Source organism: Micromonospora sp. HNM0581, assembly GCF_012726175.1.
Lineage (GTDB): Bacteria > Actinomycetota > Actinomycetes > Mycobacteriales > Micromonosporaceae > Micromonospora.
The window spans coordinates 1-18,421 of the sequence record NZ_JAASAD010000024.1 but is presented as its reverse complement, the minus strand read 5'-3'; the positions used below and the strand labels follow the sequence as shown (position 1 = coordinate 18,421).

The 18,421-nt window shown below is 68.7% G+C and carries 16 protein-coding genes and 1 pseudogene; 9 read left to right on the top strand and 8 right to left on the bottom strand.

What is annotated here, in order from left to right:
- Position 1 precedes the first annotated feature (1 nt).
- From HCA58_RS21330 to HCA58_RS21315, 4 genes are all read right to left on the bottom strand, one after another.
- Positions 2-1,603 (bottom strand): FAD-binding oxidoreductase, encoded by a 1,602-nt coding sequence (locus HCA58_RS21330; protein WP_169599632.1) that lies wholly within the window; start codon positions 1,601-1,603, stop codon positions 2-4.
- The gene (locus HCA58_RS21325; protein ID WP_169599630.1) at positions 1,600-1,923 is read right to left on the bottom strand and encodes an antibiotic biosynthesis monooxygenase family protein; all 324 of its coding nucleotides are present in this window, start codon (positions 1,921-1,923) and stop codon (positions 1,600-1,602) included. The genes HCA58_RS21330 and HCA58_RS21325 overlap by 4 nt, the downstream gene beginning before the upstream one ends.
- A gap of 108 nt (positions 1,924-2,031) precedes the next feature.
- Positions 2,032-2,856: an ABC transporter permease gene (locus tag HCA58_RS21320; protein ID WP_013287141.1), complete on the bottom strand. Its 825-nt coding sequence runs from the start codon at positions 2,854-2,856 to the stop codon at positions 2,032-2,034.
- Positions 2,853-3,839 carry a daunorubicin resistance protein DrrA family ABC transporter ATP-binding protein gene (locus HCA58_RS21315; RefSeq protein WP_013287140.1) on the bottom strand — a complete coding sequence of 329 codons (987 nt, stop codon included), beginning with the start codon at positions 3,837-3,839 and terminating at the stop codon, positions 2,853-2,855. The genes HCA58_RS21320 and HCA58_RS21315 overlap by 4 nt, the downstream gene beginning before the upstream one ends.
- A 198-nt stretch (positions 3,840-4,037) precedes the next feature.
- Here HCA58_RS21315 and HCA58_RS21310 point away from each other — a divergent pair, with 198 nt between their 5' ends.
- From HCA58_RS21310 to HCA58_RS21300, 3 genes are all read left to right on the top strand, one after another.
- Entirely contained in the window at positions 4,038-4,808 is a 771-nt protein-coding gene (locus HCA58_RS21310; protein WP_169599676.1) for a response regulator transcription factor, read from the top strand.
- 258 nt (positions 4,809-5,066) lie between these two features.
- Positions 5,067-7,022 carry an AfsR/SARP family transcriptional regulator gene (locus HCA58_RS21305; protein WP_169599628.1) on the top strand — a complete coding sequence of 652 codons (1,956 nt, stop codon included), beginning with the start codon at positions 5,067-5,069 and terminating at the stop codon, positions 7,020-7,022.
- Positions 7,023-7,106: 84 nt separating this feature from the next.
- Positions 7,107-8,093 (top strand): Gfo/Idh/MocA family oxidoreductase, encoded by a 987-nt coding sequence (locus tag HCA58_RS21300; protein WP_169599626.1) that lies wholly within the window; start codon positions 7,107-7,109, stop codon positions 8,091-8,093.
- Positions 8,094-8,108: 15 nt separating this feature from the next.
- Here HCA58_RS21300 and HCA58_RS21295 read toward each other — a convergent pair whose 3' ends face one another.
- Positions 8,109-8,819 carry a class I SAM-dependent methyltransferase gene (locus HCA58_RS21295; protein WP_013287136.1) on the bottom strand — a complete coding sequence of 237 codons (711 nt, stop codon included), beginning with the start codon at positions 8,817-8,819 and terminating at the stop codon, positions 8,109-8,111.
- Between the two features lie 178 nt (positions 8,820-8,997).
- On the opposite strand from HCA58_RS21295, the gene HCA58_RS21290 reads away from it, so the two are divergent.
- Both HCA58_RS21290 and HCA58_RS21285 read left to right on the top strand, forming a co-directional pair.
- A complete protein-coding gene (locus HCA58_RS21290; protein ID WP_169599624.1) occupies positions 8,998-10,107 on the top strand; it encodes a DegT/DnrJ/EryC1/StrS family aminotransferase in 1,110 nt (369 codons plus the stop codon).
- A 127-nt stretch (positions 10,108-10,234) separates the two neighbouring features.
- Complete coding sequence (locus HCA58_RS21285) at positions 10,235-11,671, top strand: NDP-hexose 2,3-dehydratase family protein (protein WP_169599622.1); 1,437 nt, start codon at positions 10,235-10,237, stop codon at positions 11,669-11,671.
- Between the two features lie 165 nt (positions 11,672-11,836).
- Here the strand turns inward: HCA58_RS21285 and HCA58_RS21280 are convergent, their stop codons facing one another.
- Complete coding sequence (locus HCA58_RS21280) at positions 11,837-12,895, bottom strand: nucleotide disphospho-sugar-binding domain-containing protein (RefSeq protein ID WP_346776071.1); 1,059 nt, start codon at positions 12,893-12,895, stop codon at positions 11,837-11,839.
- Positions 12,896-13,200: 305 nt separating this feature from the next.
- Here HCA58_RS21280 and HCA58_RS21275 point away from each other — a divergent pair, with 305 nt between their 5' ends.
- From HCA58_RS21275 to HCA58_RS21265, 3 genes are all read left to right on the top strand, one after another.
- A complete protein-coding gene (locus HCA58_RS21275; protein WP_169599620.1) occupies positions 13,201-13,815 on the top strand; it encodes an NAD(P)H-dependent oxidoreductase in 615 nt (204 codons plus the stop codon).
- Positions 13,812-14,564, top strand: coding sequence for a class I SAM-dependent methyltransferase (locus tag HCA58_RS21270; protein WP_169599618.1), 753 nt, complete (start codon positions 13,812-13,814; stop codon positions 14,562-14,564). Before HCA58_RS21275 ends, HCA58_RS21270 begins: the two co-directional genes overlap by 4 nt.
- A gap of 69 nt (positions 14,565-14,633) precedes the next feature.
- Positions 14,634-15,053 carry an ester cyclase gene (locus tag HCA58_RS21265; RefSeq protein WP_071094313.1) on the top strand — a complete coding sequence of 140 codons (420 nt, stop codon included), beginning with the start codon at positions 14,634-14,636 and terminating at the stop codon, positions 15,051-15,053.
- A 77-nt stretch (positions 15,054-15,130) separates the two neighbouring features.
- On the opposite strand, the gene HCA58_RS21260 is transcribed toward HCA58_RS21265, so the two are convergent.
- Both HCA58_RS21260 and HCA58_RS21255 read right to left on the bottom strand, forming a co-directional pair.
- Positions 15,131-16,264 (bottom strand): nucleotide disphospho-sugar-binding domain-containing protein, encoded by a 1,134-nt coding sequence (locus HCA58_RS21260; protein ID WP_169599616.1) that lies wholly within the window; start codon positions 16,262-16,264, stop codon positions 15,131-15,133.
- Between the two features lie 7 nt (positions 16,265-16,271).
- Positions 16,272-17,543, bottom strand: coding sequence for an acyl-CoA dehydrogenase family protein (locus HCA58_RS21255; RefSeq protein ID WP_169599614.1), 1,272 nt, complete (start codon positions 17,541-17,543; stop codon positions 16,272-16,274).
- Between the two features lie 574 nt (positions 17,544-18,117).
- On the opposite strand from HCA58_RS21255, the pseudogene HCA58_RS21250 reads away from it, so the two are divergent.
- Positions 18,118-18,273, top strand: a pseudogene (locus HCA58_RS21250) (transposase); the annotation flags it as partial.
- Positions 18,274-18,421 lie beyond the last annotated feature (148 nt).

Below are 18,421 nucleotides of genomic sequence, written 5' to 3'. Positions count from 1 at the left end.
TCTACTCCCAGGCCCGAACGGATAGCCCGTGGTGGAACACGTCGAGCGGGTCGTATGTCCGCTTGGCCCGTTGCAGTCGTGGATAGTTGCCGCGGTAGTAGAACGCATGCCAGGGCACCCCTGACCGGTTCCACGCGGGATCGGCGATGTCGACGTCCGGGTAGTTGATGTAGGTACCGCTGTAGGCCTCACCCGGCACCGGTACGCCGCCGGTGGAGGCGTACACATCGCGGTAGCACTCGCGGGCCCAGGTGAGGAGCTTGGTCTCCTGCTCAGGCGTGAACCACACCGACTGGATCACCGAGGCGAAGCGCGCGTCGCGGTGCGGCATCGCCGTGGACGCTGCATCGACGGTGTTCACCTTCCCGCCGAAGTACCCGATGAAAGCATTGCTGCCGTAGAACTCGTAGCTGCCCTCGGACAGATAGCGGTACAGGGTGGACAGTTGTTCGCCGGTCCAGCCCGTACGCAGGAACGCGTCCTTGGCCTTGAACGAGTAGTCGCCGGCAGGCGGCATCGACAGGGTGGCCTTCAGCCACGGAGTCACCGACCGTTCCTCGGTGTTGGTGATGCCGAGTCCGTCGGACAGCGCGGCCAGGTATCTGGTGAGCAGCGCGTCGGCATCCGGGCGGGTGCCGTCGACGTTCACCCCGAGCTGGATCTGACCGTTGATCTTATGGTAGAGGAAGATTCCCGCGTCGATTCCGGTGTCGGTCGTCCCGTCGCCGCCGTGCTCCTCGTGCCACCGGCAGAAGTTGTGGACGAGGCGGAGGAAGATCTGCTCGTTGATGTCGCTCCAGTTCCAGTTGACCGCGGCGTGCAGCAGCGTGGACGGCGGCCGGGGCAGCAGGGCGGCTGCGCTGGCGCCCGTCGCGCCGGGGGAGCGCAGCAGGTAGCGGGTGACGACGCCGAAGTTCCCGCCGCCGCCGCCTGTGTGCGCCCACCAGAGGTCGCGGTTCGGGTCGTTCGGTGCCCGGGTCGCGACGACCGTGCGCACCCGTCCTGACGCATCGACGACGACGACCTCGACGCCGTAGAGATGGTCGGCCGCGAGCCCGTGCCGTAGCGCCAGCGTGCCGTAGCCACCGCCGGCGAGGTGCCCGCCGATTCCGACACTGGGGCAGACGCCGGCCGGCAGAGTGACACCCCAAGCGAGGTACAGCGTCCGGTACAGCTGGCCCAGCGTTGCTCCCGACTGCACGGAGATGGCCCGGTGCACCGGGTCGTAGGAGATGCCGCGCATCTCGGAGACGTCGATGACCAGGCGAACCTCGGGGCTGTCGACGAAGTCCTCGAAGCAGTGCCCGCCGCTGCGCACCGCGAGCCGGGCTCCGGCGCGCCGGGCGTCCCGGACCGCCTCGACGACCTGGGCGGGGGTATTCACCAGCCGTACCGAGTCGGGTGTGCCGGTGAAGCGGCGGTTCGCGCCCCGGATCGTGAGCTCCTGGTAGCGCGGGTCGTCGCGTCCGACGCTCACCGCGCCGAACTCGGGTGCGCAGCCGGCGGCTGCGGCGCCGCCGGGTGCGCCGATACCGCCGACGAGTGCGGAGCCGCCCGCGACGATCGATCCGCCGAGCAACCGGCGGCGGGTCAACGGGGTCATCGCTGCTCTCCGGCGACTTCCCGGTACAGGTTCGGTTCGCTGCTGCTCAGGGCTCGCAGGGCGCGGGCGTGCGGGGTGAATCCGGGTTGTGCCAGCGCGTTGTGGAACTGTTCGGCGTCGCGCCACACCGCGATGTTGACGTAGCTCTGCTCGTCGGTCGTGTGTCGCAGCAACGTGTTGCCGAGGTAGCCGTCCTGCGCGGCCATGAACGCGGTGGTGGCGGCGAACGTCCGTTCGAACTCCTCCGCGGACGCGTGCACCGTGAAGCGGTTGATGAATGTGACCGGTGCTACCGGTCCGGTCGGTTCGTTACCTGCCACCTGATCGCCCTTCGCTACGGTGCGGCGTCGGGCCTACCGGGCCCGACGCCGGTCAGGCTGGCAGGGACGCCTCGCGCGGGGATCGACGATCGCTGGTCGGCCGGCGCGTCACCGGCTCAGGTTGCGCCACCGGCGCACGGCCAGCGGGAGGAAGACCGCGGTGATCACCAGCGGCCAGACGATGGCCAGAAGGGTGGCGTGGTCCGCGGCCCAGGAACCACCGGTGCGCCCGGGATTGCCGAACAGTTCGGCGCTGGCACCGATGGTCGCCGAGAGTGGGTTCCATTCGGACATGACCCGTAGCCACGTCGGCATCTGCTCCGGCGACACGAACGTGTTGGCCAGCAGCGAGACCGGAAACAGCACCACGAACGACGACCCGGCCGCCTCCGGGGAGAGCCGGAGTCCGATGTAGATGCCCACCCAGATCAGCGAGTATCGCAGCAACAGCAGTAGCAGCACCGCCAGAACGGCGCTCTCCCAGCCGTTGTGCCAGCGCCAGCCGATGGCCAGGCCGCACAGGATCAGGCTGACCAGTTCGAGGAAGGAGTGGAACATTCCGGTGAAGCAGTGCCCGAGCACGACCGACGAACGCGAGATCGGCATCGAGCGGAGGCGGTCGGTCACCCCCTTGGAGCTGTCGTTGGCGACCGTCATTAGGGTGGTGACGATGCCGAAGAGCATGGTCTGGCCGAACAGGCCCGGCATGAGGTATTCGCGGTAGTTGTCGACCCCGTCGACGGCCATCGCGCCGCCGAACACGAAGCCGAACAGCACGACCATCTCAACCGGCCAGAACAGGCTGTATGCCATCTGAATCGGCACGCGAACCCAGCTGATCAGGTTGCGATGCCACATGACGAAGCTCTCGGTCAACGTCCAGCGCAGGTGTCCGGTGAGGCGGTCCGGCGACGATACGACCGTCGGGTTCATCCGACCGGCTCCTTGGTCTGATCGATGGGTATGCCCTCCTGCGCCGGGTCTGCGGTCAGCCGCAGGAACACCTCGTCGAGGGTCGGCCTGCGCAGCGCGATGTCAGCGACGTCGATGCCGGCCTCAGCGAGCCGGCGCGTCACCTCGACGAGCGTGCCGACCCGGTCTTTGACCGGAGCATTGATGCGGCGGGTGTCTGGCTCGCTGTGCGCACTCTGCGTCGTGACGCGTTCCACCAGGGCGGTAGCCGCGGCCAGCTCAGCGGCGTCACGCACGACGATGTCGAGCTGGTCGCCGCCGAGGGTCGACTTGAGCTGCTCCGGGGTGTCGTCGGCGATCACGCGGCCGTGGGCCATCACGGCGATCTGATCGGCGAGCTGGTCGGCCTCGTCGAGGTACTGCGTCGTCAGCAGAACGGTGGTACCGCCGTGGGTCAGCATGCGCACGGCGTTCCAGACCTCGTTGCGGCTCCGAGGGTCGAGGCCGGTGGTCGGCTCGTCGAGAAAGAGCAACCGTGGGGCGAGGATGAACGCGATGGCAAGATCGAGCCGGCGGCGCATGCCGCCGGAGTAGTGCCGAACCTGCTTGTCGGCTGCGTCGGTGAGCCTGAACTGTTCCAGCAGCTCGTCGGCGCGGATCCGCGCCGCCCGGGCCGGAAGATGGTACAGGCGGCCCCACATGCGCAGGTTCTCGCGGCCTGTCAGCATCTCGTCGACGGTCGGCTGCTGCCCGGTGAGTCCGATCTGGAAGCGCACCCGGGCGGGCTCGCGTACCACGTCGAACCCGGCGACGGTCGCGCTGCCGCTGTCGGGCAGAAGCAGGGTTGTCAGGATGCGCACCGCGGTGGTCTTGCCCGCGCCGTTCGGGCCGAGAAGGCCACACACGGTGCCCTCCATGACCGTGAGGTCGAAGCCGTCCAACGCCTTCGTCTTGCCTAGCTTCTTGCACAGGTCACGGGCGATGAGCGCAGGTCTGGTCGGCATGCTGCGCCTCCTCTCGGCGCCCTGAATCTAGCACACGAAACTCCAGTAATGGAACACTGATGTTCCATTGAGATTCGATCTCTTGGCAGAATGGGCTTCGCTGGTACTCTTTCGTAAGGCATCGACGTACTCGTTTCACTCACAGGGGCATGTTTCCGGCGGGGGCTGGCGGGTGCTCACCGACTCGCTGAGGTGTTGATGAAGATCGATTCACGATCGGAGCCCGACTCGACGTCACCGGCGATGGGGTTGCCTATTGGTCACGTCCGGCCGACGACATTGATGATCGTAGATGGACACGAACTCATCCGGCACGGGGTGCGCCAGATCCTCGAGACCGAGCAGGATCTGTCGGTCGTCGCCGAGGCCGGTGACAGCGTCACCGCAGTGACCGTCTCGACGGCGGTCCGGCCCGATGTCGTCGTGCTGGACATCGAGATCCCGGGTGGCGACCCCGTCGGCACGGTGCGCCGGATCAGGGAGGGGTCACCCGACACGGCCGTCATCATCCTGAGCATGCTCGATGGCCCGGAGCTGGTGCGCGATCTGCTCGAGGTCGGCGTGCGGGGCTATCTGCACAAGAGCGTGGCGCGGCACGACCTGGTGAGCGCGGTCCGAGCCGTCTCGCGCGATCGGGCCTGGGTCGTGCTCGGAGTCTCGCGCAGCAGCCTCGACCATGTCTACGGACGGCGCGACGAAGTGCTGTCGCCGCGCGAACTCGAAGTGCTCGCTGCTACCGCCGAGGGCCTCAGCAACGCACAGATCGCGACCCGTCTGTCTCTCGCGGAGACAACCGTGAAGCGGCACCTGCGCAACATCTTCGCCAAGCTCAGCGCGGTCTCGCGAATCGATGCCGTCAATAAGGCGGTGGCCGCCTCGATTATTCAACCTCCGGGTGCCCGCAATTCTTCCCGGCCGGACCTCGTCGCAGGGGCGGTGCGGCCCTTTCGTAGTCGCACCAAGAATTGACAGGGGCCTTAAGGCGGTCAATCTCTCGGCCGTCCAGCATTCCCAAGATGGCTGTAAAATATGTTTACATGCATGCAACAAATTGGGCGCCCAACTCGTCGCCAACGCCACCTCTGAAGTGCCCATATCGACGCTCTACTACTTTCGATACCACTCTATGCTTCCTTTGTGCACTGCGGTGCCGAGTCTTTGGCCTGGGGTGTAAAGGTCGTTTACGCTCGACCTCGTCTACACCGAACGTCGAGTTTGGGGGACTCAATGGACTTTCGAGTGCTCGGGCCTCTGGAAATGTACGCCAACGGACGGGAGGTTGTTCCTACCGCACCCAAGCCGCGCCAGGTCATTTCGCTTCTCCTGCTACGTCGAAACGCCCTCGTGCAGACCGGCGAGCTCATCGACGAGCTGTGGGAGCAGGACCCTCCGGCAAGCGCGATGACGACCCTGCAGACCTACGTGTACAAGCTGCGCCGGGCCCTGGTCGGGTGCGGGTCGGAGCCGATCCTGTCCACCAAACCGGGTGGCTACCTGCTCAACGTCCCGGACGAGGCGGTCGACCTGTACCGGTTCGAGACCGACGCCGCCGAGGGACGCGCGTTACTGGAGGCCGATGACGCCGAGCGGGCCGCGACGACGCTGCGCCGTGCCCTCGCCCTGTGGCGCGGGGCCGCGTTGGTCGACGTGGTGCCCGGCGCGTTGCTCACCTCGTACGTGACCCGCCTCGAAGAACTCCGGGCCCGCATCCTCGATTTGCGCATTCAGGCCGATCTCACCCTCGGCCGGCACAACGAGCTGGTCAGTGAACTGAAAGCCCTCGTCCTCACCCGCCCGCTCGACGAGCAGCTGCACGCTTCGCTCATGCTGGCACTGCACCGCTCCGGCCGCCGTCAGGAGGCCCTCGAAGTCTTCCGGACCCTGCGCGGCAGAATGATCGAGGACCTTGGGCTCGAACCGGGCCACGCCCTCGGCGCGCTGCACCATTCGCTGCTGTCCGACGCCCCGATGGTGCCGAGCCAGCCCGGGCCGCCGGCACGTGAGCGGATCGTCGCCGGCGGGCAGGCGCCCGCCGAGCCGGCTCCGGGTCGCCGGACGGTGTCCGAACAGCCCCGGCCCGTGCCCACCGCCCCGGCGAGTCAGCTGCCGCGGCCCGCCCAGCTGCCGACCGACATCGCCGACTTCACCGGACGGGCCGGCGTACTCGCCGAACTCGGCGCACACCTCGCGATGGACGCGGACGCCGGGTCGCGGACCGCGACCCGCATCGGGTTCATCACCGGCATGCCCGGTGTCGGCAAGACCGCCCTCGCGACGCACCTGGCGCACCGGCTGCGGCGCTCGTACCCCGGGGGTCAGCTGTACGCCGACCTCAACGGATCCTCAGGCCGGGCCCTGGACCCGGCCGAGGTGTTGCACGGCTTTCTGCGGACGCTGGGTCTGGCGGAGGAGCACATCCCCGACGACCTCACCGAGCGGTGCAAGACGTACCGCTCGGCGACGGCGGGACGGCGGCTCCTGGTGCTTCTCGACGACGCCGCCTCCGTCGACCAGGTGCGGCTACTGCTGCCGAGCGACCCGCGGTGCGCGGTCGTCGTCACCGGACGTCGCCGCCTGTACGGGCTGGGCGGCCTCTGGAACATCGATCTCGACGTGTTCGACCACGCCGAGAGTCTGGAGCTGCTCGCCCGCATCATCGGCCGGGACCGTGTCGACCGCGAACAGCGGGCCGCCCGCACCCTCGTCGACATGGTGGGCCGGCTGCCGCTCGCGTTGCGGTGCATCGGCGCACGGCTCGCCGCGGTACCGGCCCGCTCGCTCAGCGGCATGGCCGAGCATCTGCAGAGATCGCGCGAGGTACTCGAAGAGCTGTGCCTCGGCGAGCTGGATGTGCGATCGGCATACGACGCGAGCTACGACCTGCTCAACCGGGTGGAGCAGAGCACCTTCCGGCTGCTGAGCATGCTGCCGCACGGGGAGTTCACCGCTGAGGCCGTAGCCGACCTGCTCGGCTGGGAGGTCCCGCCGGCGGAGCGGCTCCTGGAGCGGTTCGCCGACAACCACCTGCTGAAGGTGAGTGTCGTACCCGGCGCCCGAGACCAGCTGCACTACTCGTTCCCGAGGGTGGCGCACCTGTACGCCCGGGAACGGCTCGACTCGGTGCTGTCGACGATGCGTAAGTTGCCGCCGAACCCGATCGAGCGGGTGTCGAGCAGCCGATGAGGCGTGCCCGCCAGGGTCGCCTTGGTTCGCACGTACGCCCGCGCTGAGAGGTGCCCGTTGTCTGGATCCGGTTCTGTGCTTCGGATGGGCGTGCTCGGGTGCGCCGACATCGCCATCCGGCGGTTGATGCCCACGATCGCAGGGCTCGACGGTGTCGAGGTCGTCGCGGTGGCCAGCCGGAGCCGGTCCAAGGCCGAACAGGTCGCCGGCCGGTTCGGCTGCGCGGCGGTGACCGGCTACCGCGATCTGCTCAAGCGCGACGACGTCGAGGCGGTGTACATCCCGCTGCCGCCGCGGCTGCACTACGAGTGGGTGGCGGAGGCGCTGCGGGCCGGCAAACACGTGCTCGCCGAGAAGCCGTTGTGCACCACGCACGTGGAGACGGTCGAACTGATGGCCGTCGCCCGCGAACGCGGACGCGTCCTCGCCGAGAACTTCATGTTCCTGCACCACTCGCAGCACGACGCAGTCCGGGCCATGGTCGCCGCCAACGCCATCGGCCGGCTGCAGGTGTTCTCCAGCTCGTTCGGTGTGCCGCCACTCGATCCGGCCGGGTTTCGCTACCAGCCGGCCCTCGGCGGCGGCGCACTGCTCGACGTGGGGGTGTACCCGCTGCGGGCGGCGCAGCTGTTCCTGCCGGAACTCGAGGTGCTCGCCGCCACCCTGCGGTACGACGAGACCACCGGCGTCGACGTGGCCGGATCCGCCCTGCTGGCCGCGCCGGACGGCGTGGCGGTACAGCTGGCGTTCGGCTTCGACCACTCCTACCGGTGCGAGTACGCGCTGTGGGGCAGCACCGGCCGGATCGCCGTCGACCGGGCGTTCACGCCGCCGGACCAGCTGAAACCGCCGGTCCGGGTTGAACGCCAGGATCAGGCCACCGAGTTGGCGATGCCGGCCGACCCGCAGGTACGCAACGCGGTGCGTGCGTTCGTCCAGGCGGTTCGCTCCGGTGTCGACGGGCCGATCGAGGAGCGGGCCACCCTGCGGCAGGCCCAACTGGTCGAGGCGGTCCGCGACGTGGCACGCGTGACCGGTTCCCCGGCGAGAATGCTGCGTGCGGCCGGATGACGGTGCCGCACGCCCTCACTGTCGGATACCGACGAATAGGCCGCGCCCGGTCGGCGGGCCGGGGAGGAACTCGATCGAGCATCCGGCATCGCGGAAAGCTGATTCGTACTCCTCACGCGTGAACAGCGTCAGGCGGTCGATCTCCACGAACTCGCGGATACCCGACTCGTCGGCGACTAGGAACCGGACCTCCATCCGGGTGGCCCGGCCATCGAGTGTCGAGTGGGAGATCCGGGCGATCGTGAGGTCCTCACCACGGGCTAGATCACCCGCCACGTAGCCCTCGATGAACTGTTCAGGGAACCACCAGGGCTCGACGACCAGGACCCCTCCGGGCGCCAGGTGCCGCGCCATGCAACCGATGGCGGCGCGCATCTCCTCGACCGTGTCCACGTACGCGATCGAGCAGAACATGCACGTGATCGCGTCGAAGGTGGTGTGCAGGTCGAAGTCGCGCATGTCGCCGGCCCGGATGTGGACGCCGGGCAGCCGCAGCCTGGCCCGCTCCCGCATCGGTTCGGCCAGTTCGAGGCCCTCGACGTGCGCGAATCGGCGGGACAGCGCTTCGAGATGTGCACCGGTTCCGCAGGCGACGTCGAGCAGCGTGCGCGCCGCCGGGCGGTGCCGGCGCACGACCTCGTCGACGAGGACGGCTTCGGCGCCCCAGTCCTTGCCCCGGCTCTGATAGATCCGCTCGTACACGTCGGCCAGATCGGCGCTGTACATCGGCGCTCCTGCGAAAAGGGGAGGGTGTCGGCCAAGAACCCTGGCAGAGCCCGCTCGCGGCGTGCTGAATGGCTCACCAAGGTGTATCGAGCCGCGTTGCAGCGGTTCCCGAGCGCGTGCTGCGAACGTCGTGCCGACCTAGCCTGGCGCAGCGAACGGATGAGGGGCCGGCGCATCGATGAGCGACAACGTATGGTACTACCTCGGCGAGTACGAGACCGAGCGGGACGACATCCTCGACGCGGTCGACACCGTGTTCCGGTCCGGTCAACTGGTGCTGGGCCAGAGCGTAAAGGCGTTCGAGGCGGAGTATGCAGCCTGGCACGGGATGGCCCACTGCGTCGGCGTCGACAACGGCACGAACGCGATCAAGCTCGCGCTGCAGGCGGCCGGGGTCCGCCCGGGCGACGAGGTGATCACGGTGTCGAACACTGCAGCGCCGACGATCGTCGCGATCGACTCGGTCGGCGCGGTGCCGGTCTTCGTCGACGTCGACAGTGACACGTACCTGATGGACAACTCAGCGGTGAGCAGCGTGGTCGGCCCGCGGACCACCTGCATCCTGCCGGTTCACCTGTACGGACAGTGCGTCGACCTGACCGAACTGCGCGCACTCGCCGACGCCCACGATCTGATCCTGCTGGAGGACTGCGCGCAGGCGCACGGCGCGCGCCACCGCGGCCGGCTGGCCGGAACGACCGGTGACGCCAGCGCGTTCTCGTTCTACCCCACCAAGGTGCTCGGCACATACGGCGACGGGGGAGCGGTCGTCACCGACGACGACGAGACGGCCCGGCGGCTGCGCAGGCTGCGGTACTACGGCATGGAGGAGCGCTACTACGTCGTCGAGACGCCCGGTCACAACAGCCGCCTCGACGAGGTCCACGCGGAGATCCTGCGCCGCAAGCTGCGCCGGCTGGACAGCTACATCGCGGGCCGGCGGGCGGTGGCCGACCGGTATGCCGCCGCGCTGGCCGGGACGGACCTCGCGCTGCCGGTGGTCGCACCCCACAACGAGCACGTCTACTACGTCTACGTGGTGCGCCATCCCCGGCGGGACGAGATCATCGCCGCTCTGCGCGAGTGCGACATCAACCTCAACATCAGCTATCCCTGGCCGGTGCACACGATGACCGGCTTCGCGCATCTGGGCTATGCCGAGGGCGCCCTGCCGATCACGGAGAAGCTGGCGGGGGAGATATTTTCGCTGCCGATGTATCCCGCGCTGGAGCCGGCGAAGCAGGACCGGATCATCGATGCGCTCCAAAAGGTCCTGGCCAAGCTGTGACCGGGCCGGTGCGCGAGCCTGCTCGCGCGCCAGTAGAGCGCGGATCCAGCCATCGTCGACGGTTACCCGTGACGGGTGCGCGACCGTCGAGACTTCGCACTTGGTAACGACGACGGAGGACTGCCGCATGCCTGTCCTGCCCCCTGCCACGGCGTTACGGGTCGATCGTGAGCCGATCCACCTGCGCCTAGCCCGCTCGGCTCTCGTCCGCGACGGCGCCGGCGTTGCGGACGTCCGGGGCTGGTTTGACGAATTCGCCCGGCGCGCGTACACCGACGTACGCCGGATTCCGTTGTCAGCGCTGAAGAGCTGGCACACCGACCCGGCGACCGGCGACATCCGCCACGACCTGAGCAAGTTCTTCGTGGTGCAGGGCATCGACGTGGCGGTTCCCGGCGGGCCGGTCGCCCACTGGCGCCAGCCGATCATTCACCAGCCGGAGATCGGAATTCTCGGCATCATCGCCAAGGAGTTCGACGGGGTACTGCATTTCCTGATGCAGGCGAAGGTGGAACCGGGCAACGGCAACGGCCTGCAGTTGTCGCCGACCGTACAGGCGACCCGAAGCAACTACACGCGGGTACACAACGGCCGTGCCGTGCCGTACCTGGACTACTTCCGCCACCCCGGTATGCACCGGGTGATCGGTGATGTACGCCAGTCCGAGCAGGGGTCCTGGTTCTACCGCAAGCGCAACCGGAACATGGTCGTCGAGGTGACCGGGGACGTCGAGGTGCTGGACGGGTTCCGCTGGCTCACGCTCGGCCAGATCCATGCCTTGCTCAGCGCAGACGATCTGGTGAACATGGACGCTCGCACCGTGCTGTCATGCCTGCCGTTCGCTGGCGCCGGTGTGCACAGGGTGCTGCCCGGCGGCGGCGCGATCCGCGAGTCGCTGATCCGTGCCTGCGACGAGACCGCCGGCAGCTTGCACACCACGGGCGAGGTCCTCAGTTGGATCACCGAGATGCGCTGCGGGCTCGACGTCGAGACCCGGCGAATCCCGCTGAACGAGGTGACCGGCTGGCATCGGACTGAGGACGCGATCGTCCACGAGAGCGGCCGGTTCTTCTCGGTCATCGGAGTCGGCGTCTCGGCGGGCGGGCGTGAGGTCGCCCACTGGACGCAGCCGATGATCGAGCCGGTCGGCACCGGGCTGATCGGACTCCTGGTGCAGGACATCGGCGGCGTGCTGCACGTCCTCGTGCAGGCCAGAGTCGAGCCCGGCTATCTCGACGTCGTCGAACTCGGTCCCACCGTGCAGTGTATCCCCGGCAACCACGAGATGCTGCCACCCGGCGACCGGCCGCGGTTCCTCCCAGAATTTCTCAACGCGCCTGCCGACCAGATCCACTTCGACACCGTGCTGTCCGAGGAGGGCGGTCGATTCTTCCACGCGCTCAACCGGTACATGATCGTCGAGACCAGTCGCGGCGCCGAGCTGGAGCATCGGGCGTTCCGCTGGATCGCCGTGCACCAGCTTGTGGCGCTGCTGCGACACAGCCACTACCTGAGTGTCCAGGCACGCAGCATGCTCGCCTGCCTGCACAGCCTGATCACCTGATCACCCGCCGGCCGCCCCGGCGGTCAGGCGGGGGCGGTCGTCGGCGTCGTTGAGCGGCAACCGCAGCCGTATCCTCAGTGCCGCCAGCCGGTCCGCTCGACCCGTGCAGCTTCGATGGTCGCCGTCAGGGAGCCGGAGAGCTGTCACGGACGAGGAAGCAGAGAGTCAGACGCCGATCAGGTCTACGAGATCCGCGGGCGTCGGCCGCTGCTCCATCTCTCCGCGCAGCCGCACGGCCGACCGCCTGTACGACCCGTCGGCGAGCAGTTCGTCGATGGCACGGCGGATCGCGGCGGCGTCGACGAGGTGACCCGGCAGCTGATCGCCAGCGCCGGCTGCGGCCACCCGGGTCGCCGACGCGGCCTGTTCGGAGGCGAACGTCAGCAGCACCTGTGGCACGCCCGCCCAGAGCGAGGTCAGGGTGCTGCCGCCGCCTCCGTGGTGGACAACCGCTGAGCACGTCGGCAGCAGCAGCCGTAACGGAAGCCGCTCGAGTACCCGCACCGTCGGCGGCACCGGGCCGAGCTCGGCCACGTCCTGCGCGGTCGCGGTGAGTACCACCTCGGCGTCCAGGCCTTCGAGCGCACGCACTGCCTCGGGCAGCACGAACGAGCGGGGACCCGACATCGAGCGCAACGCCGTCGACCAGGACAAACAGACCCGCGGACGGTCGATGGGTTCGAGCAGCCACGTCGGAGCCGGGGCGGTGCCGTTGTAGGGGACGTAGCGCACCGGCAGCCGCTCGGCCGCCAGCGGCGGTTCGACCGACGACGGGCACGGGTCGACGACCATCTTGATCATGCCGGCGTCGAACGGGCCGAGACCGTAGCGGGCGAAGGAGCCGCTGATGTCATCCGGCACGATCCGCATGTGCTCTGGTTCGGCCGGACCGACCGGACCCCACAGCAGCATGGCCGTCTTGACGCCGGTGACGAGGCCGGCGAGCAGGCCCTCCAGGCTCGCCGGGTCGTGCAGCACGAAGTCCGGCCGGAGCGCCGTCGTGTACTCGACCGCGGCGTCGAAGCTGGCCGCGGCCCGGGCGGCGACCTCCGGGAGCTGACGCTCGCGAAACCCGGTCAGGTCGAAGTCGTCCAAGCCGTCCAGGTGCGCGCCGGTGATCGGATGCAACGGTGGCCACGGGTACGGCCATACCCCGTCGACCGCCTCCGTGAAGTACTGCAGGCGGAGCCGGATCTCGTCCGACGGACTGCCCAGAATCGGCACCGGAGTCAGCCCCGCTGCGCACAGCGGCGCTACCTGCGACGGGGTGCACTAAACGCGCACCTCGTGCCCGCCGGCCTGCAGTGCCCAGCCGATCGGCACCATCACAGCGTAGTGGGTGGGCCAGGACGACACCGTGAACAGGACCTTCACCGCAGCTCCCTCGATACGGATGCGCACGGCCTGCGCGTCGCCATCCTGGCCACATCCGGTCGAAAGGTGCTCGAGCGGGCGTCGATGCGTCGCCGACCGGAGCCGGGCAGAGTCGCCATGACACGACGTTCAGCACGACAGAAAGAGGTCCGTCGATGCCTGGACCACCCCATCGCAGCAACCATCCGGCTCCCCAGGTTGTACTCATCGGTGGCTCGCTGTGCGCATCGTCGCGCACCGGCCGGCTTGCCGTGTGGTGTGCTGGTAGATGCGCCGAGGAGGGAGCCGTCGTCACGTGCCTGCGCGGCGCCGACCTCGAGTTGCCGTTCTACCGGCCACACCGCGGGGACGGGCCGCAGCGGGTACGACGGATCGTGGCGGCCCTCGCCCGTGCCGACGGGGTCGTGCTCCTCTCACCCACGTATCACGGCACCGTCTCCGGCCTGCTGAAGAACGCTCTCGACTACGCCAACGACCTCGCCGACGCCCGTGAGCCGTTCCTCAGCGACCGGCCGATCGGCTGCGTTGCCATCTCCTCCGGGGAACAGGGCGCGCACTCCACCCTGGCCACCCTGCGGACCATCGCGCACGCGCTGCGTGGCTGGCCGACCCCGCTCGGCCTCGCCCTGTCTGGTGAGCGCGCCGAACTGGACACGACCGGAGCGCCCGCCGACCCCCGTACTCGGGCCGCTCTGGAGATTCTGCTGGATCAGGTACTCGTCGCCGCCCGCCGTCGGGTGCGGCCGACGGTGGCGGGAGCGCGGCGATGACGACATCGGTGCCGGCGGCCGGCATGTACGGCGAGGAACAGGCCGAGGTGTACGAGCTGGTGCACCGTGCCCGAGGCAAGGATTACGACGAGGAAGCCGCGTTCGTCGCCGAGCAGGCGCGGGCGTTGCTGCCCGGCGCTGCGACCCTGCTCGACGTCGCCTGCGGCACCGGTGCGCACCTGCGCGCGTTCGCTCGGCTCTTCGACCGGGTGGAGGGCCTGGAACTGTCCCCTGCGATGGTCGAGGCGGCCCGCACGAACACCCCGGGGGCGGTCGTGCACCACGGCGACATGCGCTCCTTCCATCTCGGCGAGCGGTACGACGTGATCACCTGCATGTTCGGCTCCGTGGGCTACCTCACCGACGTCGAGGAGCTGAACGCGGCCCTGCGGCGCTTCGCGACGCACCTCTCGTCCGGCGGTGTGGTCGCAATCGACCCTTGGTGGTTCCCGGACACCTACCTCGACGGATACGTGTCGGCCTCCCTTGTCGAGGCCGACGGGACGACCGTCGTACGCCTCTCACACTCCAAGCGCGACGGCGACGCTTCCCGAATGGAGGTCCACTACATCGTCGCTCGCCCCGCCGGCGGCGTCCACCACTTCGTCGAGCAGCATCGCATCACGCTTTTCCCCCGCGACACGTATGAGAAGGCATTCCGGGGCGCGGGATTGAGCGTGCGCTACCTCGAGGGCAGCCAGTCGGGCCGTGGCCTCTTCGTCGGCTGTGCCGGACACCAGGAGGACTGAAGCCCTTTCCGAGCGCCGGGTGCCAGCATCGGCGGCGACCCGGCAGACCCCAGAGCATGAGGAGTTGGCATGTCGCCGCTGGAGAACAAGAATCGCTGCCTGCAGATGGTCGCCGCCTGGAACCGGGCAGACGTGTCGGGTGTGACTGAGCACTGGGCGCCCGACGTCACGCATTACAACCTGGACGGCGAGCCGCACGACACTGAACTCGTCCTGACGGCGATGCGTGGCTCGCTGGTGTCCTTCTCAGACCTGCGACTCGAAGTGAAGAGCATCCTCGCGGAAGACGACCGGGTGATGCTCCGGTTGACCGCGACCGCCACGCACAGCGGTGAGTTCGCCGGGATACCGGCGACCGGGCGGAAGGTCACCTGGCACTACCTCGAGGAGCTGCGCTTCAACGAGGAGGGCAAGGTCGTCGAGCACTGGGACATATTCGACTTCGCCCCGCTGTTCCGGGAACTCGGCCACCCGGCACCGGCGCTCTGAGCGTCACGCCGGGCAGCGCCGGCAGTGCGAAACGGCCTCGTCCGGTCGCCGCGGGCGAGGCCGTTTCGCGTACCGGCTCACCTGGTGAGCTGCACCAACCGGGGAACGAGGTCGGCGACCGGCGGCATGGTGGCGGCCTCGGAGGCCGCGTCCCGAGCCGCCTCGCGCATCGAGTCGTCCTCGAGGAGCCGCCGGCACTCTGCAGGACCCAGCTGGGCCGAACTGGTCGAGAAGCCGATGCCTCGCTTGACCAGCACGTCGCGCCCGATGTTCTGGAAGGAACCCTGCGGGATCACACACTGCGGCACCCCGGCGACGAGCGCGGTCATGATCGTGCCGCTGCCGCCGTGGTGGATGATCCCGGCGCAGGACTCCAGGAGCACACCAAGCGGGAGCCATTCGATGACGCGGACGTTCTGCGGCAACTTGCCGAGCAGCGCCTCATCACCGCCGCCCAGAGTGAGCACGAACTCGGCCTCGACAGAACCGGCGGCCTCGATGAACGGGGCCAGCTGGGCGATCCCACCCCAGCGGGCGTCGATCGTGCCGAGCGTGACCGCGATGCGCGGCCGCGCCGGCGCTTCCACGAGCCACTCCGGCAGGATCGCACCGCCGTTGTAAGGCTGGTACCGCACGGGCCAGGCACCCGGCGTGTGCGGACCGGGCAACAATGACTCGATGCTCGGCGCCATCGGCATGAGCCGGACCCGGGTACCGGGCGAGCCGCCGACACCGTGCCGCTCGTAGTCGGTGGCCATCGCCGCACGGATCAGCGATGGCAGCTGCTCCTCACCGTCGGTTGGCCCGAGCGGCAGTCCGGCGCAGGGTATCCCGAGCGCAGCGGCGACGAGTGGCCCGGCACCCTGCGTCGGGGTGTACACGACCAGGTCCGGCCGCCACTGCTTCGCGAACGCGAGCGCGCCGTTCACCACGGCCCCCGAGACCCGGGCGAACATGGCTGCGAGATCTGCGACGCCCGCCTCGTCGGAGTGCATCGGGTCGACGCCGTCGGTCTCGTCGGGGATGAACAACTTCGCGTAGTCGGCGCCGGGCGAGGCGTCGACGCCACACAAACCGGCCTCGGCGACGGCATGGATCTCGCCACCACCCGCGTACCGGACGTGGTGGCCCGCGGCCTGAAGGGCGTGGGCGAGCGGCACGGTGGGCAGGATGTGGCTGAGCCCGGGGGACGGGATGAACAGGACGCGCATGGCTCTCCTAAGGGGACGGCTCGCGCCGGGCTCTGATCGCCCGTGCGCTGACGTAGTCGTTGTCCTGGTCGAAGCAGAGGACTTGGCCGCTGAGGTAGTCGATCGCGTCGACGTAGGTGTACGGCTGCATGTATCGGCCGGCGCGCACGTCGCGGTAGTGGCGTGCGAGCGGGTGCCGAGCCGAGAAGGAGGCGCCGCCGACGACCGTCATGCAGCGATCGACAATGTCTGACGCGAGCTGGTTGACCATGAGCTTCGCGCACTGGAACGGGGTCATCATCCGGCGGCCGCGCTCATCGGCGTCGACCGAGAAGTCGAATGCGAGCTCGTCGGCATTGCGTAGCGCGGCGGCGGCCGACGAGCGCAGTGCGAACAATCGCGCCTCGATCTCGGCGAGCAGCGTCCGGACCGCCGCTCCTGGGTCGACCCGGCGCCGGACGGTCCAGTCGACGGCCACGTTGCGCGCCGCCGACGCGATCCCGGCGTATATGCCGAGCATGGTGACCGAGCTGACCGTCTGCCCAGCGAGCACCGCGTCCTGGCGGGCACCGACGGCGGCCCTGGGGAGGACGTCCTCCGCTGCGATCGGGCAGTTGTCGAAGACGATGTCGACAGTGCCCGAGCCGCGCATGCCGAGGCCGTCCCAGTTGTCGAGGACCGTGAGGCCGGGCGTCTGGCGGGTCAGTACCGGCGCGGCGAGGCGGAGCGGTTCCTCGTCGACGTGCACCTCGGCGTATACCGCGAAGTGTGTGGCGGCGGGCGCGAGGCTTACCAGGGTCTTGCGACCGTTGAGCAACCAACCTCCGCCAGGCGCCGGAGTCAGCCTGGTCGTGGCACGCGGCGCGTCCTTGACCGCACCGCAGATGATCGCCTCGCGCTCGCCGACCGAACGCATGAGCCGCTCGGCGAGGGACTGCGCCTCCGGCGCGCCGTAACGCCACTCGTATGTGAGGGTGAGCCCACGGCTGAGCTGCATGTGCAGCGCGAGCGCGACGGACGCGTCGAACTCGGCGAGGGTACGTAGCGCGAGCGCCACGTCGTGCATGTGGCTCACCCCGAGACCGCCCAGTTCGGCGGGAACGGTGGCGGCCAACACCCCCGAGGTGCGAAAGCGATCGAAAACCTCGAACGGAAATGTGCCGTCCCGGTCGTGCGCTCCGCTTACCTCCCGCACGTACGGAATGTGCACGGCCAGCAGGTCAAGGAACGCCTGCCCCTCCTTGCTGACCGGTGCCAGCAACTCCCCGGCCGCCGGTGCTCGAACAGGCGTGTTGGTCATCCATGCTCCAGTCTGTGACCGTGTGCGTCAGATGCATCCGACTCTGCTCCGGACGATTTGAGCCTCACTGGAGCTGCATCATCGCCGTCAAGGAGGATTCGAGGGGCTAACGCGACGGACGTCGGCCGGCCCGCCGTAGCCCTGGATGGCGCCCCCGAAACTCCGCGGCCACGAAGACCAACGACTAACAAAGATCAACCAGTGAAGGGGATCCGTTTCGGCCGTCGCCAGGGGTCCGTTTTCAGGCTCTGGCGCACATTCTGTGAGTCGCGCTCGCCGGTAGTTCGGGTTGGGTGCCGGGATGGAGACCATATCGGCGTTGCTGCCGCACCTGACGGGCCTGCGGTTGGAAGCGGTGGCGGTTCGGGCTGTTGCGGTCAGGATCGACGCGGCGACGCAGACGGTGCGGGCGTCGTGCGGGGTCTGCGGTACCTGGTCAACCACGGTGCACGGTCGCTATGTGCGCGGCTGGCCGATGCCAGGTTGGGTGGCCATGAGGTGCTGGTCGCTCTGACGGTCCGCCGATTCGCCTGCGTGAACGCTAGTGCCTCGTCATGCACGGTTCTGGAGACGGGAGACGGTGTTGAACGAGGAGCTGACCGAGCACCTCGGCTATACCAAACACGAACCCGACGGCGCCGGCTCGGGCAACATCCGCAACGGCGCCCGGTCGAAGACGGTGCTGACCGACAGCACCGGTCCGGTGCAGATCGACGTGCCGCGGGACCGGGCCAGGGCTCAGGCAAGGTAGCGGATTGCCCGTTGTGGGTGTCTTAGGTGGACACTCCTGATCGTGGTGGTATGAGGCCGGGCGCGGCCTTTCGATGATCATTCAGGTGTCGAAGCTGAAGTTTGATCGATCGAGGACCGCGCCCGTT

Bases quoted from the DNA above. Each gene is read 5' to 3' on its own strand.
- HCA58_RS21330 (WP_169599632.1), bottom strand. From the start codon at position 1,603: ATGACCCCGTTGACCCGCCGCCGGTTGCTCGGCGGATCGATCGTCGCG.
- HCA58_RS21320 (WP_013287141.1), bottom strand. From the start codon at position 2,856: ATGAACCCGACGGTCGTATCGTCGCCGGACCGCCTCACCGGACACCTG.
- HCA58_RS21315 (WP_013287140.1), bottom strand. From the start codon at position 3,839: ATGCCGACCAGACCTGCGCTCATCGCCCGTGACCTGTGCAAGAAGCTA.
- HCA58_RS21310 (WP_169599676.1), top strand. From the start codon at position 4,038: ATGAAGATCGATTCACGATCGGAGCCCGACTCGACGTCACCGGCGATG.
- HCA58_RS21305 (WP_169599628.1), top strand. From the start codon at position 5,067: ATGGACTTTCGAGTGCTCGGGCCTCTGGAAATGTACGCCAACGGACGG.
- HCA58_RS21300 (WP_169599626.1), top strand. From the start codon at position 7,107: ATGGGCGTGCTCGGGTGCGCCGACATCGCCATCCGGCGGTTGATGCCC.
- HCA58_RS21295 (WP_013287136.1), bottom strand. From the start codon at position 8,819: ATGTACAGCGCCGATCTGGCCGACGTGTACGAGCGGATCTATCAGAGC.
- HCA58_RS21290 (WP_169599624.1), top strand. From the start codon at position 8,998: ATGAGCGACAACGTATGGTACTACCTCGGCGAGTACGAGACCGAGCGG.
- HCA58_RS21285 (WP_169599622.1), top strand. From the start codon at position 10,235: ATGCCTGTCCTGCCCCCTGCCACGGCGTTACGGGTCGATCGTGAGCCG.
- HCA58_RS21275 (WP_169599620.1), top strand. From the start codon at position 13,201: ATGCCTGGACCACCCCATCGCAGCAACCATCCGGCTCCCCAGGTTGTA.
- HCA58_RS21270 (WP_169599618.1), top strand. From the start codon at position 13,812: ATGACGACATCGGTGCCGGCGGCCGGCATGTACGGCGAGGAACAGGCC.
- HCA58_RS21265 (WP_071094313.1), top strand. From the start codon at position 14,634: ATGTCGCCGCTGGAGAACAAGAATCGCTGCCTGCAGATGGTCGCCGCC.
- HCA58_RS21260 (WP_169599616.1), bottom strand. From the start codon at position 16,264: ATGCGCGTCCTGTTCATCCCGTCCCCCGGGCTCAGCCACATCCTGCCC.
- HCA58_RS21255 (WP_169599614.1), bottom strand. From the start codon at position 17,543: ATGACCAACACGCCTGTTCGAGCACCGGCGGCCGGGGAGTTGCTGGCA.